Origin of the sequence: Paenibacillus sp. FSL K6-4396 (genome assembly GCF_038002525.1) — a bacterium.
Taxonomy (GTDB): domain Bacteria; phylum Bacillota; class Bacilli; order Paenibacillales; family Paenibacillaceae; genus Paenibacillus; species Paenibacillus amylolyticus_B.
Map to the genome: position 1 here is coordinate 1463913 of NZ_JBBOCR010000001.1, position 24201 is coordinate 1488113.

Annotated in this window: 23 protein-coding genes; 22 read left to right on the forward strand and 1 reads right to left on the reverse strand. The window is 45.1% G+C overall.

The window, feature by feature from the left end; translation table 11 throughout:
* Positions 1–11 precede the first annotated feature (11 nt).
* The 22 genes from MHB85_RS06445 (at position 12) to MHB85_RS06550 (ending at position 22696) form a co-directional block, all read left to right on the forward strand.
* Positions 12–1388, forward strand: a complete 1377-nt coding sequence (locus MHB85_RS06445) for an O-antigen ligase family protein (protein WP_091015441.1) — start codon at positions 12–14, stop codon at positions 1386–1388.
* Positions 1385–1843: a PssD/Cps14F family polysaccharide biosynthesis glycosyltransferase gene (pssD, locus tag MHB85_RS06450; protein ID WP_036611329.1), complete on the forward strand. Its 459-nt coding sequence runs from the start codon at positions 1385–1387 to the stop codon at positions 1841–1843. Before MHB85_RS06445 ends, pssD begins: the two co-directional genes overlap by 4 nt.
* The gene (gene pssE / locus MHB85_RS06455; protein ID WP_091015440.1) at positions 1840–2319 is read left to right on the forward strand and encodes a PssE/Cps14G family polysaccharide biosynthesis glycosyltransferase; all 480 of its coding nucleotides are present in this window, start codon (positions 1840–1842) and stop codon (positions 2317–2319) included. The genes pssD and pssE overlap by 4 nt, the downstream gene beginning before the upstream one ends.
* A 38-nt stretch (positions 2320–2357) precedes the next feature.
* Positions 2358–3425 (forward strand): glycosyltransferase family 4 protein, encoded by a 1068-nt coding sequence (locus MHB85_RS06460; protein WP_341072649.1) that lies wholly within the window; start codon positions 2358–2360, stop codon positions 3423–3425.
* 21 nt (positions 3426–3446) lie between these two features.
* Positions 3447–4391, forward strand: coding sequence for a glycosyltransferase family 2 protein (locus MHB85_RS06465; RefSeq protein ID WP_091015437.1), 945 nt, complete (start codon positions 3447–3449; stop codon positions 4389–4391).
* An 11-nt stretch (positions 4392–4402) separates the two neighbouring features.
* Complete coding sequence (locus MHB85_RS06470; protein WP_341072651.1) at positions 4403–5425, forward strand: glycosyltransferase; 1023 nt, start codon at positions 4403–4405, stop codon at positions 5423–5425.
* A gap of 46 nt (positions 5426–5471) precedes the next feature.
* Positions 5472–6374 carry a glycosyltransferase gene (locus MHB85_RS06475; protein WP_105597659.1) on the forward strand — a complete coding sequence of 301 codons (903 nt, stop codon included), beginning with the start codon at positions 5472–5474 and terminating at the stop codon, positions 6372–6374.
* Between the two features lie 8 nt (positions 6375–6382).
* On the forward strand, positions 6383–7759 hold the full coding sequence (locus tag MHB85_RS06480) for a lipopolysaccharide biosynthesis protein (RefSeq protein WP_091015432.1): 1377 nt from the start codon (positions 6383–6385) through the stop codon (positions 7757–7759).
* Complete coding sequence (locus tag MHB85_RS06485; RefSeq protein WP_253506276.1) at positions 7746–8774, forward strand: polysaccharide pyruvyl transferase family protein; 1029 nt, start codon at positions 7746–7748, stop codon at positions 8772–8774. The genes MHB85_RS06480 and MHB85_RS06485 overlap by 14 nt, the downstream gene beginning before the upstream one ends.
* Positions 8771–10153 (forward strand): sugar phosphate nucleotidyltransferase, encoded by a 1383-nt coding sequence (locus MHB85_RS06490; protein ID WP_105597661.1) that lies wholly within the window; start codon positions 8771–8773, stop codon positions 10151–10153. The genes MHB85_RS06485 and MHB85_RS06490 overlap by 4 nt, the downstream gene beginning before the upstream one ends.
* 32 nt (positions 10154–10185) lie before the next feature.
* The gene (locus tag MHB85_RS06495) at positions 10186–11517 is read left to right on the forward strand and encodes a UDP-glucose dehydrogenase family protein (protein WP_105597662.1); all 1332 of its coding nucleotides are present in this window, start codon (positions 10186–10188) and stop codon (positions 11515–11517) included.
* 13 nt (positions 11518–11530) lie between these two features.
* On the forward strand, positions 11531–12451 hold the full coding sequence (locus MHB85_RS06500) for an LCP family glycopolymer transferase (RefSeq protein ID WP_105597663.1): 921 nt from the start codon (positions 11531–11533) through the stop codon (positions 12449–12451).
* A gap of 39 nt (positions 12452–12490) precedes the next feature.
* A complete protein-coding gene (locus tag MHB85_RS06505) occupies positions 12491–14632 on the forward strand; it encodes a WD40/YVTN/BNR-like repeat-containing protein (RefSeq protein ID WP_341072652.1) in 2142 nt (713 codons plus the stop codon).
* Positions 14633–14642: 10 nt separating this feature from the next.
* Positions 14643–15227: a VanZ family protein gene (locus tag MHB85_RS06510; RefSeq protein WP_091015422.1), complete on the forward strand. Its 585-nt coding sequence runs from the start codon at positions 14643–14645 to the stop codon at positions 15225–15227.
* A gap of 84 nt (positions 15228–15311) precedes the next feature.
* The gene (locus MHB85_RS06515; protein ID WP_091015421.1) at positions 15312–15833 is read left to right on the forward strand and encodes a hypothetical protein; all 522 of its coding nucleotides are present in this window, start codon (positions 15312–15314) and stop codon (positions 15831–15833) included.
* A gap of 251 nt (positions 15834–16084) precedes the next feature.
* Positions 16085–16336, forward strand: coding sequence for a hypothetical protein (locus MHB85_RS06520; RefSeq protein WP_127551208.1), 252 nt, complete (start codon positions 16085–16087; stop codon positions 16334–16336).
* Between the two features lie 32 nt (positions 16337–16368).
* Positions 16369–17277 carry an ABC transporter ATP-binding protein gene (locus MHB85_RS06525; RefSeq protein WP_192133078.1) on the forward strand — a complete coding sequence of 303 codons (909 nt, stop codon included), beginning with the start codon at positions 16369–16371 and terminating at the stop codon, positions 17275–17277.
* The gene (locus MHB85_RS06530) at positions 17270–18061 is read left to right on the forward strand and encodes an ABC transporter permease (protein ID WP_091015416.1); all 792 of its coding nucleotides are present in this window, start codon (positions 17270–17272) and stop codon (positions 18059–18061) included. The genes MHB85_RS06525 and MHB85_RS06530 overlap by 8 nt, the downstream gene beginning before the upstream one ends.
* Positions 18062–18238: 177 nt before the next feature.
* Complete coding sequence (locus tag MHB85_RS06535) at positions 18239–19312, forward strand: AI-2E family transporter (RefSeq protein WP_244660966.1); 1074 nt, start codon at positions 18239–18241, stop codon at positions 19310–19312.
* A 216-nt stretch (positions 19313–19528) separates the two neighbouring features.
* Positions 19529–19924, forward strand: coding sequence for a GntR family transcriptional regulator (locus MHB85_RS06540; protein WP_341072653.1), 396 nt, complete (start codon positions 19529–19531; stop codon positions 19922–19924).
* A gap of 341 nt (positions 19925–20265) precedes the next feature.
* Complete coding sequence (locus tag MHB85_RS06545) at positions 20266–21048, forward strand: DUF1648 domain-containing protein (RefSeq protein ID WP_181155315.1); 783 nt, start codon at positions 20266–20268, stop codon at positions 21046–21048.
* A gap of 58 nt (positions 21049–21106) precedes the next feature.
* Positions 21107–22696 carry an alpha/beta hydrolase family protein gene (locus tag MHB85_RS06550; protein ID WP_341072654.1) on the forward strand — a complete coding sequence of 530 codons (1590 nt, stop codon included), beginning with the start codon at positions 21107–21109 and terminating at the stop codon, positions 22694–22696.
* 125 nt (positions 22697–22821) lie between these two features.
* On the opposite strand, the gene MHB85_RS06555 is transcribed toward MHB85_RS06550, so the two are convergent.
* On the reverse strand, positions 22822–24180 hold the full coding sequence (locus MHB85_RS06555; protein WP_076209623.1) for a hemolysin family protein: 1359 nt from the start codon (positions 24178–24180) through the stop codon (positions 22822–22824).
* Positions 24181–24201: the final 21 nt, after the last annotated feature.

Sequence of the window (24201 nt, forward strand, 5' to 3'; positions counted from 1 at the left end):
GCATAGCAGATATGCAAAAGACCGGTATACTTGCTGCATTAAATATGAAGTCGTTTAATATCATTCTTTTTTCGCTGGTAATTGTCTTCGCAGCAATCTATCTTCCGCTAGTCTCGGTTGTTGCACTCATAGCTGTGATTCTGCTGGGCGTTTATATTAAACAGCCCAGCTGGATTTTTATGATTCTCATCGTAAGTTTTTCTTTGTCCATTGACAAAATATTTAGCATTCATCTGGCAGGACTGGATTCGCTGTCCTTCTACAAGCTGGCGATTCTGGGTTTTGTTGTCTCTCTTTTTTTACGCTTTGGTATTCGCAAAGAGTTGATATATCCTGCACTGGCGATTGGTTTTTTATTTGTGGAGAGTTATTTTCTATCGGATCTGCCCAGTAAGGTTAGTCCGCTCGATCCATTCAAGGCCTTTCTGGGAGTCATTGTTCCTTTTTTGTTACTGATGCCCCATTTTTCAAGAGAAATCAGTCAACGAATTATACGTGTACTGGCATGGTTGCCGCTGTTCAGTCTGGCTGGTGGTTATATTCTGCAACTCGCCGGCATATTGTCCATTACTAACCTGGAGATGTCGGGTGTAACCCGGTTACAGGGAGCTAACATCGCCGCGCATCTGGCCATGTTGTGTTTTATCTCCATCTGCGTCTGTCTGATTCAGATCAAGCAAGGCCATCAGGTTGTTCTGTATTACATGCTTACCTTGACACATCTGGTCATTCTGGTCCAGACAGGAACAAGGGGGCCACTTATTGCGCTCATTCCGATCATTCTGGTCTATCTTTTTGATCAACTGAAAGCCTTCATCAAAGGCAGAGTCAGTGCCATTATTCCTCTCATTATGTTCGTTGTCGCTGTGGCCTATATGGTAATTGCGCAGTGGGACAATTATGAAATGAGGTCAGAGAGCAAAGGCCTGTCGGGAAGGGATGTAGCCTGGAATTATTTTATTGGCAAAGCAAATGAGTATCCGATCTTTGGACGTGGACTCGGCTCAACTCTTGTAGCAAATGATGGAAGTATTTTTTCTGGATTCGTTGTTCCTCATAATGAATACATTCGTTTTTATTACGATGGCGGGTTAGTTGGAGCCATCCTGTTATTTCTATCGCTGCTGCTGGTGTTTCGGGCTGTTTACTTCCGATTGGGCGGCATGATCAGGTTGTATTTTGCCGGTATGATTATCGGTTTCCTGACCTATTCCTTTTTTGACAATACCCTGTCCACGGTTCATCTGATTGCTCCATTCTGTATCTTCCTGAACGCGTTATATGCTACGGGAAATGGAGTTCATTCCAAGTCAGGGGCTGAAGCAGAAGTGGATATACAGATACAGCGAGCCAAGGACGTATCCTTTTCAAAGGAGATTAGAACATGAAGGTCTGTTTGATCAGTTCTACAGGCGGTCATTTTGATGAATTAACCAAAATTATTCCTGCGGTTGAAGAACATGATTATTTCCTGATTACCGAGAAGAATAAAAGCAGAAAAGTAGATTCTGCACAGGGCAAAGTATACTTCTTAATGCAGCAAGAGCGTAAAAATGCGATGTTCTTGCTAATCTTTGTGGCTAATATTATCAAGTCGTTCTTTCTATATCTGCGTGAGCGTCCAAAGGTGATCATTACAACAGGGGCCGGTGCTACCTACCCTTTTTGCCTTATCGGTAAAATCTTCGGTGCCAAGCTGATTTATATCGAAAGTTATGCCAAAATCTATTCCTCCAGCGCAACCGGGAGATTGATGTACAAAATCTCGGATGAGTTCTTCATCCAATGGGAAACGTTGCAGGATAGCTATCCCAATGCAAAATACAGGGGGGCTTTATTTTGATATTTGCTATCGTTGGAACCCAGCGGTTTCCCTTCAATCGGATGTTTGAGCTTATTGATGAGGCGATTGAGTCAGGAATTATTGAAGAAGAGGTCGTTGCCCAATCTGGATATACCGAGTATCAGCCGCGAAATTTCACTGTGATTCCTTTCCTCACGCAGGAAGAGATGAATGAATATGTGGTGCGAAGCAGATGCATTATTTCTCATGCGGGTGTTGGCTCCATTACAAATTGTCTTGAACGTGGCAAGCCGGTTATCGTCATTCCACGCCGGAAAGAATGGGGCGAGCATGTGGATGACCATCAGCTTGAAATTTCCAAGGTTTTTCAGGATAACGGCTACGTGGCCGTCGCGGAGAGTCAGGCTGAATTGCAAAAGTTGGTTCCTTGCATAGAAGAGCTGACGTTCCAGCCCTATGTGAGAAAACAGTCTGATCTGATCTCATCCATTAAAAATTACGTGAATAGTCTGTAAGAGGTATGAAGATTAACCATGAAAAAAAGGAGTCTATCATGAAACCAAAAGTATTGGTTGTTGGATCATCCTTGAAGGATATGGGCGGAATTGTGAGTGTCATCAAAAACATTGAGGATTCCTCCATCTCGGAAATGTATGCCATGCAGCGGGTCGAAACGTATATCACGGGCAGCGTGTTCTCGCGGCTGCTTATTTTTATACGGGGATTCATTCAATTCTGGATGAAACTGTACACGTTCAGGCCGGATATCGTGCATATTCATATGGCGAACAACGGGAGCTTTTATCGGAAGTCACTATTTCTGCTAACCGCACGAAAGTTGTTTCGAAAGTCAGTTATTCTGCATATTCATGCGGCCAGCTTTGATGATTTCTACAATCAATTTGCTCTGCAGCGCAAGTATTGTCACTACATTCTGAATCAGGCAGACAAGTTGATTGTCTTGTCCCAGACGTGGAAAGAATACTTTGCTACGATTGTGCCGGAGACAGCTATTGAGGTGCTCTATAACGGAGTTTTTGTGAAAGAGCCCTTTGCGAAAGAGCAGAAGGCGGCAGTTAATGCTCTCTTCATGGGCAGACTGGGTGAGCGAAAAGGAGTCTACGATCTGCTTCAGTCCATTCAGCAATTGAAGGCGCTAGGCGTTACAGCTACCTTCAATCTGGCGGGGGATGGCGAAGTCGAAGAAGTCAAAGCACTTGTGCAGCAGTATGGAATAGAGGATCGTGTCAATGTACTCGGCTGGATTAACGGAGAGCAAAAGGAAAAGCTCTTGCGGGAAGCGGATCTACTGGTCCTGCCTTCTTATCATGAGGGATTACCTATGGCCATACTTGAAGCAATGAATTGTGGCTTGCCCATTATATCGACCGCCGTCGGAGGCATCCCCGAAGTGATTACATCCGGTCATAATGGGCTGTTAATCGAGCCGGGAGATGTGCACGGGCTGACATCAGCGCTGGAATATCTCATTACAGATGAAGAGGTTAGAGCAAGAATGGGTTCACATAACAGAGAGATTATATCGGATAAGTTCGATATGAATCTACTCGTAGGCAGATTGTCAGGAATATATGATGCACTTCAAGTGAAGGTATCCTAGTGAACAGGAAAAGGTGATGAAATGAACCCCTTGGTATCTTGCATCATTACGACCCATAACCGGGCCAATTTATTGAAAAATGCGTTGAGAAGTGTACGTGAGCAAACACATCCGTATCTGGAAATTTTCATTGTGGATGATGGATCAGAAGACCAGACGCCAGAGATCTGTCAGGCATGGACCCGGGAAGATTCACGGATTCGGTACATCCGGGTTCCATATCCCAAAGGAGCCAACCATGCACGGAATGTAGGGATATCCCAAGCCAATGGCAAGTACATTGCCTTCCTGGATGATGATGATGAATGGATGCCTGACAAAATAAAAACCCAGGCGGAAGTGCTGGAGCGTACACAGGAATCGTTTACCTTTTGCAGCAAGTATCTCGCATACACGAATGAGCAGCATCAGGTGGTCAAGCGGAAATTGTCGGTGGAACCTCGCGATGTTGTGCGGTATGAGGATCTGCTTACATTCAACTGGATTGGGGAAACGTCCAAAATCATGGTACTTACCTCACTGGCTCGTGAAGTTCGATTCGATGAAAATCTGACATCCGCTCAGGATTATGACTTTTATCTGCGCATATTGAAACGAGGCTACATCGCCGTGAACGTGAAAGAACCGCTGGTGGATATCAATATCCATAGTGGTCCACGAATTTCAACCTCTACAACGGCCAAGTACAAGGGCCAACGCAAGATTATATTAAAATACTACAATGACATGTCCAAGGAACAGAAGCGTCGTCAGTTACACCATTATCGAATGCTCGAATGGTCGAGAAATACACTTCGCAATAATGTTTATTTGAAAAAAGCACTGTCGCTGTATCCCTGGTGGAAAGATTGGGTGCTGCTCAAGCGTAATACCAAAATTATGATGCAAGGATTTTTAATGAGATTTCATGCAAGGCGCGCAGTTGGAACGTATACAGAGGAACCTGTGCGAATGAAACTAAAGTAAGAGGTGTCTGGATGGAAAATCCGACGGTGTATATGCTGCCCAAGATGATTGAGAACAATAAATTCAATGAGCTGTTATCCGATTCCATTGAGAACAAGGGATGGGAAGTAAAACAGTTTACCAAAAAAGATCTAATCAAACTGAAAAAAAATGATGTGCTGCATTTTCATTGGCCCAGCTTCTATTACAGAGGTTCATCCTTGCTGACAACCGTGATCAAATCCATTCTATATGTATTGATGATTTGTTTTGCACGTTTGCGCGGGGCCAAATTGTTTTGGACAGTGCACAACATCTGGCCTCACAACAGCGGTAAGACGCGCTTCGATTATTGGATGAGAAAAATACTGGTCCGAAACTGCTCCAAGCTGATTGTCATGGGCAAACCCCTGATCTCTGAGATCTGTTCGACGTTTGGGATTGATTCCAGCCGGATCGAGGTTATCCCACATGGACATTACAAGGGTGTGTATCAGGGAAAAGGCGTGAATATCCGTTCCCGGTTTGGCATCCCGGAGGATAGTTATGTGTATGCTTTCTTCGGTCAGGTGTCGCCTTACAAAGGCGTTGATGATTTGCTGGAGGCATTCAAGGATCTGGATTCCGAACAAGCCCATCTGTTGATTGCTGGCAAAAAGGTAAAGGATTATGACCTTGGAGATGAATTTCTCAAGAGTGGACACATCCATACCCATTTTCATTTCATTGAAGATGATGAATATTCGGACTATTTTGATGCGGTCGATTCGATCATTCTTCCATACAAGCAAATCGCAACTTCTGGCAGTGCGATTCTGGCATTGACCTTCAGCAAACCGGTGGTGGCACCACGGATTGGCTTGTTGGAGGAATACCTGCCCGACGATTGTGCGGTACTCTATGAACCTTCTGATCCGGATGGATTGCTTAAAGCGATGAATATGATCCGTTTAAAACAATCGGAGTTTCAGGAAGGCAGTGGTTTTATCAAAGCGTTAGAGCGGCTGGATTGGCCAGTGATTGCCCAAAGGACACTCACCCTGTACTCCAGTTAGTACAGATGAAAGGGTGGACCTAATTGAAAAATATGGGGATGAAATGATGAAGGTAACCGTCGCGATCTGTACGTATAACCGTGCACATGATGCGGTAGAGGCCATACGAAGTGCAATACAACAGAATTACGCAAGCAGCGACTATGAGATCATACTCATTGATAACAATTCAAAAGACAACACACGGGAAATCGTGCTTCAAACGATCTTGCAGCATGAGAACCATTCGATCCGGTATGTGTTGGAAGAAAAGCAAGGCTTGTCTGTAGCCCGTAACCGGGCCATTCACGAGGCGCGCGGCGAGTATATCCTGTTTCTTGACGATGATGCCTTTGCTTGCAGGGATTGGATTCGCCAGATCGTTAGTGTGTTTGAGATGAGTGAAACTATCGGGTGTGTCGGTGGCAAGATTGATCCGATCTGGGAAGTGCCTGAGCCAATGTGGATTCCACCGGAGAACAGGTCACTATTCACCATTCTGGATTTTGCAGATGAAGTCACTGAAATGAAAAGCCCCTATATTCCATTTGGTGCAAATGTGGCTTTTCGTTTATCCGTCTTTGATCAACTGGCTCCCTTCCGTGAAGACCTTGGAAGAGTGGGCAACAATCTTCTCTCCAGTGAAGAGAGTGAGTTAATTGCAAGAATACGGACAAAGTTCAAGGTATATTACACGCCGTATGGGGCGGTACAACATAAAGTAGCCAAAGAGCGAACAACGAAGAACTGGTTTCTACGCCGAATCTATTGGCAGGGTGTGAGTGATGCCATTCGTGATCAGGATCGTGGTGTTGTGCGTACGGCCAAACATGGCATCAAGCTGGCACAGGGGATCACAACTTCTCTGATCTACATTTATAATGCAGATCGGTTCACACGTCAGCTTGCCAAAGTATGTTACCGAAACGGCATGATTGTTGGGTCGCTTCGTCAAAACAGTAAGGGATGAGGATCGCTATGGCGCAAGTTGCACTTCGCAAAGTATTCAGAGGAAACGGCTTAATGAGTGCCATATTTCAGACAAGTGGAACCAATCTGCTGGTCATGACACTGACGATGCTGTCTTCCATTTTGACGTCACGCATGTTCGGCGTAGAAGGAAAGGGCGCATTCTCAGCCATTCTGTTCTGGCCTGCGCTCTTAACCGGATTGGTTGGATTTGGACTACCCACTTCTATCATCTATAACATCAAACAGAGCGCAACCGAGAAGAGTGCACAGTATGTGCGGTTAAGCTTTCTTTTTCAAGTTCCGGTGTGCATCATCATTGGCATTGTGGCCTGGTTTGGATTACCTTTCTGGCTTTCCAGCTTTCCGCCGGAGGTCGTGCAGATATCCAGATGGTACACGATTGCTACGGTTCCTGTACTTATTGTCATCAATCTCATATCAGCCCTCTCGCAGAGTCGGGAGAAATTTGCTGTATATAATGGCATCCGGTTAATGATCCCCCTGTTTAATGTAGGTGGGCTTTTTGTGTTATGGGGCCTGGGCATGCTGAGCATTCAGCTCGCGGCTGCGATCTATTTTGTAACCAGCTTCTCCGTGGTGGCGTGGGCCATCTATGCCAACCGTAATGAATTGAGACTGAGATGGTTCAAGGATCGGGTGGACCGGAGCTCAGCCAAGAAGCTTTTTGGTTATGGCAGCAAGGTGTATGGCGTTGAATTGTTAGGAACGCTGTATACCCAGTTCGATAAAATCATTATTTTGGCTTTGCTCACCCCGCGTGATTTTGGACTGTATTCCGTCGTATTTGCCTTATCCCGAATCTATAATGCCGTTCAGACGGCGATTAGCAATGTTGTTTTCCCGAAAGTGACCGGATTGCCTCAAGAGCAGATTATTCGCACGGTTGGCAGAGCCTTCCGCATCTCGCTCATGGTCATGATGATCATTGTAATACCCACCATGTTTATAGGGAACTACCTGATGGGTCTTCTGTTTGGCTCCGAATTTTTGGAAGCAAGCGTCGCATTTTATATTTTGGCTGTGGAATGCATCATTGGTGGTGGCTCCTGGATTCTGGCATCCGCATTTAATGCACTTGGTCGGCCTGGACTTGTAATGATCAGACAGTTGATTGCTTTATCGGTGACGGTGGCTTTGTTCTTTGTATTCACCCCGCTGTGGGGGCTCAACGGAATTGCGATTGCCTTATTGATCGGGTCTATTGTGCGAATGGTGGTTACTGTGGCTGCGATGAAGATTGTATTTAAGGTGAAGTTTGCCGCCATGTTCTATGACAAAGAAGATTTGCCGTTCCTCTATGAACGGTTAAACAAAAAAAGAAGAAGAGTCACCCAAGGAGGAGATGGAGATGCTGGGCACTAACAATATTCATCCAATGGAAGAGTTGAAGGGACATTTACGTCAGATTTTGAAGGTCATTCCACCTCGTACCGAAATCTATTATTTGGATTACCCGGTGCATAGTAACGGTGGCGACTTGTTGATTATGAAAGGTACTGAGGCTTTCTTCCGGGACAATGATATTCATGTACGTGCCAGATACAGCATTCTGGATTGCCCTTTGTCCCTCAAGGTTCCGGAAGGTATCACGATTGTGTTGCACGGGGGAGGTAACTTTGGTGATCTGTACCCTGCCCATCAGAAATTGAGAGAACGAATGATTGCCCAGCATCCGAATCACCGGATTGTTATTCTGCCACAGACGATGTTTTACAAAAGTGATATTGAATTGAAAAAGACAGCCCAAGTATTCAATCGTCATAAGGATGTGCACTTTTTTGTCCGGGATACCTTATCTTATGAGATAGCCAGTAAAGAATTTCAACAAACAAATGTCTATCTGTCTCCGGATATGGCGCATCAGTTGTGGCCTCTTAAGTCCAAGAGCAAGCCTAGTGCAGAGATGTTGTATTTCTTCCGTAAAGACATTGAGAAAACTCAGAATCAGGTGCATTACGAATCCGTCAGTGGACCTAAGGCCACGTTTAAAGACTGGGAGACATTGTACAACCGGGTGGACCGGAAGATCATTCGCATGATTACATCCCGGTTAAAGTCAGGAAAAGGCAGCTCTTTTGCCCGCTGGTTGTGGTACAAATACTCTGATCGGATGGTACATACGGCCATTAAGGAATTCAATCAATACCAAACCATCACGACATCCCGTCTGCATGGACATATCCTGGCCTGTCTCCTGGATCAACCGAACATCCTGCTGGATAATTCATACGGCAAGAACTCAAATTATTATGCAGCCTGGACCAAGAGCAACCCAGCAGGCAGACTCGAATCCAATCAGACCAGCACATATAACAAACCAACCGAGACCGGCAAGGGAGCAAGTACGGTTGTGTTGTCGGATGGTGCAGCCCTATGAGAAGTATTCTGTTATCCGGCGGTTCTGGCAAGCGTCTTTGGCCGTTATCCAACGATTCCAGATCCAAGCAATTTCTTAAAGTTCTTCATGGGCCAGAAGGAAATCCGGAATCCATGGTACAGCGGGTATGGCGACAGCTGAATCATGCCGGACTTGCATCAGAGGCGCTTATCGCGACCAGTTTGCCACAGGTGGAGATTCTGACTTCTCAGCTGGGAGACGATGTCAGACTCGTTGTGGAGCCTGAGCGCAGAGATACGTTTCCTGCGATTGCGCTGGCAGCCTCCTATCTGTATTCCGTAGAGAGTGTGAGTCTGAATGAGACGATTGCAGTGTTGCCTGTAGATCCCTTTGTTGAAAAAGAATTCTTCGAAGTGCTGGCAACCTTACCGGAGATGCTTGATAAGTCTGGTGCTGATCTGGCCTTGATGGGAGTTGTGCCGACGTACCCGTCAGAGAAGTATGGATACATCATTCCGCAATCCCTATCTTCCAGTGAAAATAACAATGAATACGTGAATGTAGCGAAGTTCCAGGAGAAACCCTGCGAATCCGATGCGGTCCTCATGATTGAGCAGGCCGCATTATGGAATTGCGGGGTTTTTGCTTTTAAGCTGGGGTATTTGATCAATCTGCTCATTGAGATGGAACTGCCGATCCAGTATGACGAAATGCTGAAGCAATACGGTAGATTGAACAAGATCAGTTTTGATTACCAGGTTGTCGAGAAGGCAAATCAGATTATCGCTATTCCGTATAACGGCTTCTGGAAAGATCTAGGCACGTGGAACACACTCACGGAAGAGATGGGGAGCTCGGTAGTAGGAAAAGGGTGGATTACGGGAGATTCCCTGAATACCCACTTGGTCAATGAATTGAACATTCCGGTTGCCATATTGGGATTGTCGGATGTGGTGGTCGCCGTGAGTCCAGATGGCATTTTGGTCAGTGACAAAGAAGCCAGCCCACGGATCAAGGAAATCTTGAAGAATGAGGATCAACGCCCCATGTATGAGGAGCGTAGGTGGGGGTGCTACCGGGTTCTGGATTACACAAGAAACGAAGCTGGCGGCGAGGTTCTCACCAAACGAATCTGCATCAGTGCCGGGAAAAACCTGAGTTATCAATACCATTTGCTTCGCAATGAGGTATGGACGGTTGTATCGGGAACAGGGGAATTGATTCTGGATGGGCAGAGCCGAATGATCGGGCAAGGAGATACGGTGATCATTGACCGGAGTATGCTTCATTCCGTCAGAGCCGTTACGGAACTGGAGATCATTGAAGTACAGATCGGCAGCCAGCTGATTGAGGAAGATATCGTTAGAGTGTCTACCGAATGGCAGGATATTGTTCAGACATATGTGAAGCACGCGTAACCAACACATTAGAACATGGGGGAGATTATGGAATGAATATTACGGTGATTGGCACAGGGTATGTGGGTTTGGTATCGGGCGTATGTTTTTCGGAACTGGGAAATAACGTGATCTGTGTCGACAACAATGTGGAAAAAGTGAATATGTTAACGGACGGTCATGTTCCGATCTATGAACCGGGTCTGAAGGATATCATGAATGCCAATATGAAAGCAGGAAGGCTGTCATTCACCACCAACATTCAGGATGCTATCAGTCTTTCGGATATCATCATTATCGCGGTGGGTACGCCATCCCTGCCTAATGGTGAAGCTAATCTGAGTTTTATTGAGCTTGTCGCGCGAGAAATAGGTTCTTATATGGATAATTATAAAATAATAATGACTAAAAGCACTGTTCCTGTCGGAACCAACGATCGTATTCAGGAATGGATCAGCAGTTTGACGAATCATCCATTCGACATGGCATCGGTACCGGAGTTCCTGCGAGAAGGTACCGCTGTCCAGGATACGCTCTATCCTGACCGGATAGTCATTGGGACACATAGTGAGCGGGCAGTCGCCACGTTGAAAGAGCTGCATCAGCCATTAACCGATCAGATTATTGTTACGGATATTCGTTCGGCCGAAATGATTAAATATGCATCCAACGCTTTCCTGGCAACCAAGATCTCATTTATCAACGAAATCTCTAACATCTGTGAAAAAGTAGGAGCAGATGTCAGCCGCGTTGCCGAAGGCATGGGCTATGACAGACGAATCGGTGCCTCCTTTCTCAAGGCAGGCATTGGTTACGGAGGTTCCTGTTTCCCTAAGGATACACAGGCTCTGATTCAAATTGCAGGTAATGTGGATTATGACTTCAAACTGCTGAAGTCCGTGGTGGAAGTGAACAAAGATCAACGCTTCAACGTCATTCGTAAACTGGAAGACGCACTAGGCTCACTCGAAGGAAAGGAGATTGCCATCTGGGGGCTTGCTTTCAAACCGGATACCGATGACGTTCGTGATGCTCCGGCGATTGAGATCATTCAGCGTTTGCTTGAGCAGGGAGCAGTGATTCGGGCATATGACCCCATCGCTACCGAGAACTTCCGCAAAGAGGTGGATTCCCCATCCATTACGTGGGAAGAGCGTGCCATGAACGCGGCGGAAGGTGCTGATGCACTCTGCGTTCTGACGGAATGGAAAGAGTTCATGGAGGTTAATCTGACTGATTTGGCAGCACATATGAATCAACCCATCCTGATTGATGGAAGAAACATCTACGGAGAAGATCAGATTAAAGATACATCCTTCCAATACTACTCCGTTGGTCGTCCAGGTCTAACCAATATCGATGGAAGAAAAACGGCAGTCATCTAACGGAGGCCATAACATGAGACGCGGGATCAAAATAACATTAGGTGCCATTTCCCTTGTTGCAGTTGTCATGATTGGATATTCTGTGTACCTGTATTCGCATGTTAAATCAGCGGCGGATCAAATGTATGAACCCCGGGAACCCATCAAGCAGGTATCTATTGTCGACCAGCGGGGTGGGGGCGATTTCCCTGTGGACATGGAGAATGAAGAACCTTTTAATGCTTTGATTCTGGGTGTGGATGAACGTTCCAATGATCGGGGGCGCTCCGACACCATAATTGTATTAAGTGTTAATCCTGCGAAACAATCCGCACTTATGTTTAACATCCCCCGAGATACCAGAACGAATATTGTTGGTCACGGCACGGAGGATAAGATCAACCATGCCTATGCTTTTGGGGGCGTTAACATGTCTGTGCAAACGGTGGAACAATTGCTTGATGTTCCCATACATTACTACATGAAAGTGAATATGGAGGGCTTTGCACAGGTCATCGACATGGTGGGTGGAGTGGATGTGAATAACCCGTTTGCATTTGACTATGAGGGTTACCGGTTCGAGCAAGGCAATATTCATCTGGATGGTGAAGCTGCTTTGGGATTTTCACGGATGCGTTATGATGATCCGAAGGGAGATCTCGGGCGGAATGATCGCCAGCGGGAGATCATCAAACAAGTGCTGAAGAATACGGTCCAGGTATCTAACGTGTTGCAACTGGAGACGTTGCTGGACGAAGTCAGTGCTCACGTTAGAACCGACGTTACCTTTGATGAGATGAAGCAGATGTTCTCCAAATATCGTTCGGTACTGGATCATATTGAATCCGTTGAGATTAAAGGCACGGGCAAAAAAATAGACGGAGTGTATTACTATATTGTGGATCAGTCGGAACGAGACAGGATACATCAGATGATTGAAGAACATTCAAAATGATCGGATAGGGCGGTGAACCAGATGCGTATCTCCAGGCTAATGAAATTGTCCCTGATTGTGCTACTAATGTATATGCTCATGATACCGGCAAGTACAAATTATGTTCAATCAGCTCAAAACTATCAATGGCATAATATACCTATTGGTGGTGGGGGGTACGTTACGGGGGTGGTCATTCATCCGACTGAGCCTGATCTGGTTTACGCTCGAACTGACGTTGGAGGAGTCTATCGGTTGGATGCAGCTTCAGGAGATTGGATCCCACTACTTGATCATTTCGGAGATGAGGACAGCAATCTGTACGGCGTGGATGGAATTGCGCTGGATCAGCAAAACCCCAATGTCGTGTATATCGCTGCTGGGAAGTATGGGAACGTGGGGCCGAGTGATATTCTGAAATCCACAGATCGGGGAGAGACCTGGATTCGAACCGGACTTAATCTTCGGAATGAATCGAATGGAAATATCCATCGAGCCATGGGAGAGAGCATTGCGGTTAATCCCACGAATTCCAATTACCTGCACGTGGGTACACGATATGATGGATTGTACACTTCCAGTGATGGTGCAGCCACTTGGAGCAAGGTATGGGATGTACCTAGCGGGCTGTCCGGTGAGGGAATTCGGAGTGTAGCTTATGGATTGAATCCCGTGACCAAGCAAGGTCAAGTTGTGTATGCGGGGGTTCGCGGCATTGGTGTGTATAGCAAAGCACCAAGAAGCAATGGTCAGACCACTTGGCAACTTACCGGGAGAAGCCCCGAATATCCTGCGCGTATGACTGTGGCGAAGAACGGGACGTTGTATGTGACCACGGATAATCAAGGCGTTTACAAGTTCAATGGTGTGCAGTGGACGAATATAACACCCAGCCCCAGTTACTCATCTTATTATGGAATCACGATTGATCCCAATAATGATAATCACATCCTGGCAGCCGTTCGAACAGGCGGGGATAATCTGCCACTGTATCGTTCCGTTAATGGCGGACAGAGTTGGACAACAGTGAGCAAAACGCTGGTATCCAAACCGTCATGGTGGACACCCAACATGTTTTTCTCAGCGACATCCAGTATCAAGTTTGATCCGCATAATCCGGGTACCGTATATGCTACAGACTGGTTTGGCGTGTACAAAACGGAAAATATCAATGGTACCAATGGATTGACTGGCAATACAGAGAGTACTTGGGAAGCCATTACCGATGGTCATGAAGAAGTCGTCGCACTCACGGCATCCACACCACCTCAGGGTGTTTCATTCTTCAGTGGTTTAACGGATCAGGTCGGATTTAGACATGAAAATGTAACCGATGTTCCTCTTAATAAAATCCCGCTCGCGGGTATGCGAGAAATTGTAAGTATTGACTATCACGAAGCAAATCCGAATTACATGATATTTCTGGGAAGCAGCGACTGGTATGGTACGACCACACGTTTATTTGTCTCTTCCAATAATGGAGTTACCGTAACTCCAATGAATGTTCCGGCTGGCTCCAAACTGGGGAGGGTCGCCTACTCGGCCATTAATCCGAATGTAATTGTTTATTACCCCCAGACCGGTAATCCGGTCAGAAGCACGAATCGTGGCGCAACCTGGCAAAATATGAACGGTGCCCCTTTTCAGGCTATCGGGGGGAATATGGTCTTTGCCTATAATCATCCACTGGCTGCCGATCGCATCAATGGATATAAATTTTATATGTATGCTGCTGGTTATCTGTATCGCTCAACGGATGCAGGTGCCAACTGGTCCAAAGCCAATGCGGTTCGCCTTCCTGTTAATACGGATATCAATACAAGCTCCATTAAAGTCGAGGCTGCACCTGGTGTGGCGAATGCCGTATGGGTAAGCTTGGGAACTGATGGACTATATGCATCGACCAACTCGGGAAATACATTTTCCAAGATCCAGAGCGTACAGAATTCCAAATTATTTGCCTTTGGAAAGGCTCAGCCAGGCAAATTGGTTCCAGCCGCCTATGTATATGGCACCGTAAATAATGTGAAAGGATTCTTCCGTTCAGATGATATGGGGGCAACCTGGAACAATATAGGTCCTTTAGGTGATGGAATCGGGCTGGGCAATGAACCGCAGATTATGGCGGCAGACCGTCAAATCTATGGTCAGGTATATGTAGGTACAAATGGCAGAGGCATGTATGTTGGATCAATAGAATAACGATAGAGATATGAAAGTGGTGAAGATCAAAATGATGGAGGAGGGCTCCGGGCGTACGAGACAAAAGCATGTACGAAGAACGTATGGATTTCTCATTGCTCTGCTGTTGATTGTGATCTGGATTCTGGTCATCTGGTCCATGTCCACGCAATCCTCTCAACAGCAAGACATTCAGCCTTGGCTTCATAAATGGTCTCAAAAATTGCACATCGGTTTTACACTTCCTGATGTGCAATTCACTTATGGGGAGTATGAGTATTCGCTGAAGCAGCGGCCGTATGATTTTGCAGAGTTCGTCTTTCGCAAGAGTGCGCACTTATTTGTATACGCTGTGCTCGCTGTGCTTGTGTACGGCGGGCTGCGGTACAGAAGAACATCCCTTGTGACCAGTATCGTTTCTGCTCTGGCTGTGGTGTTTGTCATAGCCTCCATTGATGAGTATATTCAGCAGTTCAGCCCGGACCGGACAAGCTCGATACGTGATGTTGGAGTAGACTTGCTTGGCGGCTGCTGTGGGATTGCCATATATGCAGGGCTTCAGTCCATGATCCGAAGGATCAGAAAGGGAAAGCGTACTTCCATTCGCAGCGAGTGATTTCCCAGGAAATTAGATGTATCGTTCAACTTCTACTTGTCTGCCATCCATCATAAGTATGGAGTAGGACAAGGAGGATTGGACATGCTGCGAAGAAGGAACCGCAATGCTTTGCTCAAAAAGATCGGGTTCATCACGATCATTGTATTATTGCTGTGGTTGATTGCCAGAACCATTCCGTATTTGTTTCAGGCAGATACAACGGATGAAGCTGCTGCTGTTGCCGAAGAGTTTTACAAATATGAGCAGACGGGTGACTTCGGCAGTTCATGGGAACTCTTTCATCCTCTGATGAAAGAGCGGTTTCCCAAGAGTGCTTACGTACAGAACAGAGCACATATATTTATGCAGCATTTTGGCGTGGAAACCTTTGAGCTGGAGATGGATAAGCCGGAGCGCGAGTTCGATGTAACCGTGATCGATGGCGTTAAGCCATTTTCTGAAGCCTACAGAATCCGGGTCACCCAGAAGTACTCAGGTACCTTTGGCCAATTCGATATTGTGCAGACCTGTTATCTGGTAGAGGATGGCGATGAGTGGACCCTACTCTGGTATTATCCAAATCAGAAAAATGAGGATGCCTCGCAGGTCGACAATAGTGACTGATCAGGAAATGATATTAACCCATACATTGAACCGAATTGTATCATTTACCTAACATGAGACTCCATAAATGCGAGACTTTTGTCGCATTTATGGAGCTTTTTTTGCGTTTTTCTTGTTTTTATGGCGGTAAAGCCTTGACATTAGTCCCGGTGTCAAGTAAATTACGAGGTAGATACAAAATGTATCAATTTTCAGCGTCTAACGACAAATAACAAGGACTTCTAAGCTCCTTGTGAGGGGAAGGAATATCATTGATCGAAACGGGCCGCTTTTACTGTGTCAGTTGTGGGATGATTGTGTCGGTCACTAGAAGCTCTGTCGAAATGAAGGAAGAGGGCAATGGAGGCAATCACGTATTTCGCACCGGATTCTACCGGAGTGAAATGCCGCTTGGATGCTGTGAAGCGTGTGTAGTTGAAGCGAAACGTCAGGGGAAATCCCAGTTTGCGGGACAATATACTAAAGATTATGATACACTATGTGCATATGAGAAACGGGCATGAATGATATGCTCGTCCATGAAGGAGGGGATTGAATGCAGCAGGAGCCGGTCGTCCGGATTCAGGGCGTCAGCAAGATCATATCCTCCCGATCATTGGTCAGCGACCTGACTCTGGATATTTCTCCGGGGCAGGTTTTTGGTTTTTTAGGACCTAATGGCGCGGGAAAAACAACGACGATTCGAATGATGGTTGGACTGATGTCCATCAGTAAAGGTGACATTTTCATCTCGGGACACAGTGTGAAGAATGAATTTGAGAAGGCGGTAGCCCAGGTAGGCGCTATTGTGGAAAATCCGGAAATGTACAAGTTTCTGACCGGGTACCAGAATCTCGTTCACTTTGCCCGCATGTCGCCGGGAGTTACGAAGGAACGTATTGCGGAAACAATTGAGCGTGTGGGGCTCACAGCCCGTATTCACGATAAGGTCAAAACCTATTCACTGGGCATGCGCCAGCGTCTGGGGGTCGCGCAAGCGATATTACATAAACCGAAGCTGCTTGTACTGGATGAGCCGACCAATGGTTTGGACCCACAGGGTATACGGGAACTGAGAGATTATTTGCGTCAGCTCACCCAAGAGGAAGGCATTACGGTCTTTGTATCCAGTCATTTATTGTCGGAGATGGAGCTGATGTGTGATACCGTAGCCATCATCCAGAACGGCAAGCTGATTGATGTAAGAAACCTTCGGGCTGAAGCAGGTTCGGATGCATTAATCGAAGTTGCTTTTGAGTTGAATGATGCTGATCGCGCTGCGGATCTGATTCAGGGTGCTATCGTACAGGGCAATGTCCTGGTGGTACGGGTGTCTCGTGAGCAGATTCCGGATATCAATGCCAAGCTGGTTAGCGAAGGGGTTCAGGTATACGGTATTCGTAACGTGACTCACACCCTGGAAGAACAATTCTTGCAGGTCACTGGGGGTGGAGGCATTGGGTAGTTTCGGTAATCTGATATTGAATGAGAATATGAAAATTTTTCGTCGTCCCCGTACCTGGATCATGTTATCGATTCTTGCGCTGATCTCGCTATTAATGCCAGTGTTACTGCGAGAAGGCATGGGATCCAATGAAGTTTTGTACTGGGAAGCAGCTGTAACGACCATCCAGATTACGTTTTTCCTGAACACGATCTTCTGTGTCGTGATTGCAGCGGAATCGGTCGCGGGGGAATTTACCTGGGGAACCATTAAGCTATTGCTGATCCGCCCATGGTCACGAAGCAAAGTTCTTGCTTCCAAATATCTGACCGTCGTTGGCTTCAGTATTGTCAGTACATTACTGGTCATTGTGATGGCCATGCTAACGTCGTATATCCTTTTCTCGCATGATGCTCCGGGAGGAAGCAGTAGTCCAGCTACGAATGCTCTGACGTTATGGGGATATTTGTACGTTGATCTGTTTATTACGCTTGCGATTGCCTTTATGGTGTCGTCCGTATTTCGTTCAGGTGCACTTGCGATTGGATTATCCCTGTTCATTATGTTCTCACAAAGTATCTTCTCACTCATATTCAATCCGGTCCGTTATGAGTGGGCCAAGTATGTCCTATTCAACAACATGGATCTTAGCAAATACATGACCTCAGGGGCGGATTTTGCGCTAATGGGTGGTCCAAGTGCAGGAATGACACTGGGTTTCTCCATTGCAGTTCTGGCGGTGTATTACGTTATTTTCATGGTGATTTCCTGGGTTGTATTCAGCAAAAGAGATGTGGCAGGCTAACGCCTGCTTCTTTTTTTTGCGTCCAATATTGTTTTGGAAAGAAAAAAAGTGTATATTCAGCATCGCCTGTGGCATGACTGTCATTTAAGGGTACTTAGTATCATAAGTAAATGACTAGATATACATATGAACGCCGCAGTCACTTTGGCAGAGCAGCGCATGGAGGGATCACGTTTCTTGATAAATAACAAGTTCTACCGCATATGCACAGCGATAATTCTGTTGCTGCTCATCGTGTATCTGGGGGAAAAAGTGAACTTTATTTTCAGTCCCCTGACCTCACTGATTCACATCATCATCATTCCGCTGCTGATTGCTGGTTTCTTCTATTATCTGCTGCGCCCGCTCGTCGATTATATGGAAAGGCATAAGATTAAACGTGCATTGTCAGTTCTGATTATTTATGTCGTAATTGCATTAATACTTGCAGGTTTTAGTGTGCTTGTATGGCCTTCCCTGCGTGAACAATTGATGAATTTCGTGGAGAATGCTCCAGCGTTGGTTACTTCACTCAGCGATCAGTTGAATGCAATTGAAAAGAGCAATTTTGTATCCAGATACCTGCCTGATGATTCCAATCTATTCTCACGTTTATCCGATGTTCTGAGTCAAGGGATCACTCAGGTAACCGATTATGTATCCGGGTTATTCTCCGTGGTATCCAATCTGGTTATTATTCTGGCAACGTTCCCGATCATGTTGTATTACATGCTCAAGGAAGGCAGCAAGTTTGGAACGAATCTAACCTTATTGTTGCCAAGACATTATCGGAAGGATGGGGAAGAAACCGTCCATGAGATCGATGAAGCACTAAGTAACTATATTGTTGGCCGGGTTATTGTTAATGTGGCCTTGGGGATTCTGATGTACATCGGTTTTCTCATCTTAGGTTTGCCTTATGCTTTGCTGCTGACCGTTGTATCCATCATTCTGAACTTCATCCCTTATGTGGGGGCTTTGCTGGCAGCTATTCCGGTTGTCATTGTTGCGTTTATTGAATCACCTTCGATGGCGATCTGGTCCCTGGTCATCATTGTAATCGCACAGCAAATTCAGGATAACCTGATCTCACCTTATGTCTATGGCAAGCAGCTTGATATTCATCCACTGACTACCGTTATCCTGTTGCTCGTGGGTGCTGACCTGGGAAATATCTTGGGTATGATCATCGTGATTCCCCTATATATGATTCTGAAAATTATAGTTCGCAAAATCCATTATCGGATTGTCGAAGATAAGACTGAAACTTAAATGGAATTTGAAATACAACGCTGTCATGTGCCACTACTAATGTTTGTTATTGAATCACATCGATAAGCTCAACAGGATAAGCCGCATATCAATGGTGAAGGGTCAGGTAAGTTTACCCTCGCCATTGGTATGCGGCTTTTTTTCATCCATATTGCTCACTCATGTTATATCTGTTATACTTGATATATAACAGATAACAAAAAAGAAGGTGAACCCTTGATTATTCAACTGGATATGCAATCCGAACTTCCCATCTATTCGCAACTTGTTTATCAAATTATTGAAGGCATTGCTAGTGGTGAGTTACAGCTAGGTGAGGCGTTACCTTCGGTTCGGAATTTGGCCGCAGATATCGGTGTTAACCTTCACACCGTCAACAAGGCTTACACACTACTCAAGCAAGATGGATACATTCTGGTTCATAGACAAAAGGGAGTTGTGGTAAACCCTGATGGAATGCCAGATTTAACAGATGATTTTTTGAAAAAGCAGCAAAGAGAATTAAGACCGATTATTGCGGAAGCGATATGTCGCGGAATGACCAAAGTGGAACTATCTGCAGTGTTAGACCAAATGTATGATGATGTGAAGATGGGTCACAACAAAGAATAAAGAATCAAGGGAGTGTGTTATGTATGCAACTATTTAGTATATTGCCTATCATTTTAATCTTTGCTCCATTAGCCTTACTGCTATCCTTTGCACCTTATGTGACAAGGGAAACAATCAGCTTTGGGGTTACGGTAAGTCAATATAATTATTACACACCAGTCTTACGTAAGCTCCGGAGAACGTTTGCTACAGTAAGTCTGATCGGAAACGGGTTGATTATTCTTACCTGTCTGTATATACTCCGATCTGCCAATGAAGAGTCTACCACAATGATCACCGGTGTTTGCACAATGATATTCATTGTGTACTGGGCCGCACTACACATATTATTTCATTTCAAGATGAAAAAGATAAAAGAAACACTTACAACTGTAGAAGTACCTCAAAGGGTTAAAATCGATACCACCTTCCGCCAAAATAAACTCACCTATTCCAACTATTGGTTTCTCGTTCACATAGCTATTATTGTAGCCATTGCGATCATTACAATCTTGAATTATAACGCACTACCTAACGTCATTCCGATGAAATATGATCTTCAGGGCAATGTCACTTCCAGTGTGCCCAAAACCTACCTTTCAGTATTGGCTATTAACCTTGTACAGCTAGGAATCATTGCACTGATGATGTTGGTGAACTGGAGTATTAAAACAAGCAAACAACAGCTTACTCCATCTAATCCTGCCCAATTTGCTGCTGATCATATCCGATTCCGCCGTAAGTGGTCCCTATTTACGATCATAACAGGCTTGCTTCTTACCATCTTATTTGCCTTCATTCAGATAAATATGTTCGTTCCTAATCAGGTCTTGTTAACAGCGATTAGTCTGATCACCTCAGTGGCGATCTTATTAGGCGCTATATTGCTGTCTCTTACAGGCAGACAAGGCGGTGGAAAAATTAGGAACCACCAGGAAGATCGCGAACGGTCCAAGGAGCAGCCTGTGAATGACGATGAATATTGGAAACTTGGTTTTATTTACTTCAATCCCAAAGACCCTTCTTTTACCGTAGAAAAACGTTATGGAATAGGTTGGACGATTAACTTCGCTCGTCCACTATCTTGGGTCCTAGTGTTATTCATTATTGCTATTGTTGTTTTAAGCAGAGTTCTGAGCCAATAAATGCTCATAATTCTATGCATATAATAGATGAAATTAATTATTAGGAGGAGTTATTACAATGAACAATTGGAAAAAGCTATTACTTTCTCTTACTTTCGTAGGTCTCATTCTTCCGGTGACATCCATCTCAGAAGCTGCTGAAAAATCCGCTGGTAGTGAAAATCTTGTTCCTATTCGTGAGATTGCAGAACAGAATGGGGCAGAGGTATCTTGGCAACAAAAGACAGGAGAAATCACAATACGAAAAAGTGAGCTTACAATTGTAGTTAAGGTAGGAGAGAAACAGGCGATGGTGAATGGGCAAGCCATATCCTTAAACAATCCTGTTCAGTTAACGAAAGGAGTTACTTTTATGGATGGGGCATTTCTTTCCGAGACGCTGAAGGCAGCACCTGAGGATATATTCATTTCCCTTATTAGTGAGGGCGATGGCAAGGAGGCTGCCAAGTATGTTCATACCTCTGTGAGTGGAGTGTTGTCACCCACGTTGTTGAGTCAGCTGTGGGGAGCTTTAGAAGGGCAAAATGGCAAAATTACAAGTGAAGCCATAGCTAAGCATGTAGAAGATAATACAGTGCATCGCAATGTTACCTATACGTTCAAAACAGAGCTGACTCGTTTAAATATTACGGTCAGAATGAATCATAACGGACTTGTGGATGATTTGCATATTGCCGCCACTACTCCAGATGTGTATCAAAAACCAAGCTACGACGACCCATCTGCCTATACAGAACAAGAGATTACGGTTGGTCAGGGTGATTTAGCTTTACCAGGGACATTAACTTTGCCAAAGGGAGAGGGACCTTTCCCAGTTGTTATTCTGGTACACGGATCTGGGCCTAGCAATCAAGATGCTGCCATTGGTGGTGCAAAGCCATTTCGCGATCTTGCGGTAGGTTTAGCTTCACAAGGAGTTGCTGTATTAAGATACGATAAGGTCACTTATGAGCATACCTATAAGGTCGCTTCTCAGCCTAAATTCACATTAAAACAAGAGAGCGTAGATCAGGTAAACGATGCAGTGGAATTGCTTAAAAAGAATGCACATATTGATTCTACAGCGATTTTTGTAGCTGGACATAGTCAAGGCGGGTTTGCAATGCCGTTAATCATTGCTGAGGATAAGCAGCATGATATTGCAGGAAGTATTCTACTTGCTGCACCAAGTAGTAGCTTTGTGGATGTGCTTACCGAGCAGCAGGACGAATTGATAGAGCGGATGAAGCAGCTTGGTTTAGACACGGATGTCATCCAAGGGCAAGCTGATTTTTATAAAAATGTAGCTGCGATGGTTAAAGATCCACAATATTCTGTAGATCATCTTCCTGAGGCGTTTCCGCTTCAACCTGCTTATTGGTGGTTTGAGCAAAGAGATTATGTGCCTGCGGAACTGGCTAAAACACAAAATACACCTATGCTTGTTATACAGGGCGAAAACGATGTGCAAGTGTCTATGAATCAATTCCAAACCTGGAAATCGGCTCTTCAAGGTCATTCCAATGTAACGTACAATAGCTATCCAAAGGTAAATCATCTTTTGTCCAACTATAATGGACTTTCAATCGGTCAAGAGTACGCTGAGCCATCTAATGTCTCCAAAGCCATTATCGATGATATTGCGAAGTGGGTATTAAAATCAAACTAAAAACGGGAGTTCCATTCTTGGTTTGAATGATAACTTGGAGAATTGACGGATAGGGCGAGATATAATAAGAAGAGGAGCACTTACCCAAATAGGCAAGAGCTCCTCTTCTTATTTATAAATTTGCTTTATTTAGACCAATTGGACTCTTTCTCGTCTTCATCTGTGTAATCAGACATGGTCAGTGGTTCCTTGGGAACAACGGCCACTTTGTAGAACCGATTTTTGTCTTTTTCCAGCAAAACAAAGATTAGATTTTCGAACTCATATTCTTCCTGTTCGTTCATCTCGGGACGGTGGCTGTAGAGCCATCCACCAATGGTGTCCCACTCATCTGCATCCAGGCTGGACATAAACATGTCGTTCACCTTCGATAAGGAAACCTTGCCATCCATAATGACATAGTTCTCATTGATGACTTGAATATCTTCCACTTCGTCTGCGTCGAACTCGTCGCGAATCTCACCAACAATCTGCTCAAGTACATCCTCGATGGTTACAATTCCGGAAGTTCCTCCATATTCGTCGACAAGTACGGCGATATGTACGCCATCCTTCTGCATTTTCTTGAGCAAGTCCTTCACAGGAGTTGTTTCGTGAACAGCCGATACAGGCTGAATCAGGGAGGATAGATCAACAGGTTCATCGTTTCCGTAAAGTTCCAGGAAGAATTGTTTCGTATTAATGATACCGATGATATCGTCTTTACTCTCATTCACTACTGGAAAACGTGTATATTGTTCTTCACGAATGATCTCCAGGTTTTCCTCGTTTGTTCTATTCACATAAAGGCAGACCATATCGGTCCGGGGTACCATGATTTCTTTGGCTAACATCTCATCAAAAGCAAAGATCCGGCTTACATAACCGAATTCGGCTTGGTTGATTTTACCACTTTCAAAACTTTCATTAATGATGATCTGCAACTCTTCTTCGGAGTGTGCATCTTCATGTTCAGAAGCCGGTTTGATTCCGAACAGTTTCACCAGTTGGTTCGCTGAGCCGTTTAACAGCCAGATAAAAGGATACATAATTCGGTTAAACCAGATGATAGGTGTAGACGTCAGCAGTGCAACAGTTTCGGCTTTCCGGATTGCAATCGTTTTTGGAGCGAGTTCACCAACCACAACATGCAGATACGTGATGGAAGCAAACGCGATAACAAACGATAAGAATGAAGAAACCGCCTCAGGAATTTGCAAGCTTTCAAACACAGGGTGGAGAATCTTCTCTACCGTCGGTTCACCCAGCCAGCCCAGTCCCAGAGATGTGATCGTGATTCCAAGCTGGCAGGCAGACAAATATCCGTCCAGATTGGCAACGGCTTGTTTAACAGCCAGCGCACGCTTATTTCCTTCTGCAATCATTTGGTCGATCCGGCTCGGTCGAACCCGCACCAGAGCGAATTCCACTGCAACAAAAAACGCCGAAAGTCCTATCAAAAAAGCAACCATTACTAAATTTAACGCATACCTCTCACTTTCCATTCACTGCTCTTCTCCTTTAGG

Bases quoted from the DNA above. Each gene is read 5' to 3' on its own strand.
- MHB85_RS06445 (WP_091015441.1), top strand. From the start codon at position 12: ATGCAAAAGACCGGTATACTTGCTGCATTAAATATGAAGTCGTTTAAT.
- pssD (WP_036611329.1), top strand. From the start codon at position 1,385: ATGAAGGTCTGTTTGATCAGTTCTACAGGCGGTCATTTTGATGAATTA.
- MHB85_RS06460 (WP_341072649.1), top strand. From the start codon at position 2,358: ATGAAACCAAAAGTATTGGTTGTTGGATCATCCTTGAAGGATATGGGC.
- MHB85_RS06465 (WP_091015437.1), top strand. From the start codon at position 3,447: ATGAACCCCTTGGTATCTTGCATCATTACGACCCATAACCGGGCCAAT.
- MHB85_RS06470 (WP_341072651.1), top strand. From the start codon at position 4,403: ATGGAAAATCCGACGGTGTATATGCTGCCCAAGATGATTGAGAACAAT.
- MHB85_RS06475 (WP_105597659.1), top strand. From the start codon at position 5,472: ATGAAGGTAACCGTCGCGATCTGTACGTATAACCGTGCACATGATGCG.
- MHB85_RS06480 (WP_091015432.1), top strand. From the start codon at position 6,383: ATGGCGCAAGTTGCACTTCGCAAAGTATTCAGAGGAAACGGCTTAATG.
- MHB85_RS06485 (WP_253506276.1), top strand. From the start codon at position 7,746: ATGCTGGGCACTAACAATATTCATCCAATGGAAGAGTTGAAGGGACAT.
- MHB85_RS06490 (WP_105597661.1), top strand. From the start codon at position 8,771: ATGAGAAGTATTCTGTTATCCGGCGGTTCTGGCAAGCGTCTTTGGCCG.
- MHB85_RS06495 (WP_105597662.1), top strand. From the start codon at position 10,186: ATGAATATTACGGTGATTGGCACAGGGTATGTGGGTTTGGTATCGGGC.
- MHB85_RS06500 (WP_105597663.1), top strand. From the start codon at position 11,531: ATGAGACGCGGGATCAAAATAACATTAGGTGCCATTTCCCTTGTTGCA.
- MHB85_RS06505 (WP_341072652.1), top strand. From the start codon at position 12,491: ATGAAATTGTCCCTGATTGTGCTACTAATGTATATGCTCATGATACCG.
- MHB85_RS06510 (WP_091015422.1), top strand. From the start codon at position 14,643: ATGAAAGTGGTGAAGATCAAAATGATGGAGGAGGGCTCCGGGCGTACG.
- MHB85_RS06515 (WP_091015421.1), top strand. From the start codon at position 15,312: ATGCTGCGAAGAAGGAACCGCAATGCTTTGCTCAAAAAGATCGGGTTC.
- MHB85_RS06525 (WP_192133078.1), top strand. From the start codon at position 16,369: ATGCAGCAGGAGCCGGTCGTCCGGATTCAGGGCGTCAGCAAGATCATA.
- MHB85_RS06545 (WP_181155315.1), top strand. From the start codon at position 20,266: ATGAAAAAGATAAAAGAAACACTTACAACTGTAGAAGTACCTCAAAGG.
- MHB85_RS06550 (WP_341072654.1), top strand. From the start codon at position 21,107: ATGAACAATTGGAAAAAGCTATTACTTTCTCTTACTTTCGTAGGTCTC.
- MHB85_RS06555 (WP_076209623.1), bottom strand. From the start codon at position 24,180: ATGGAAAGTGAGAGGTATGCGTTAAATTTAGTAATGGTTGCTTTTTTG.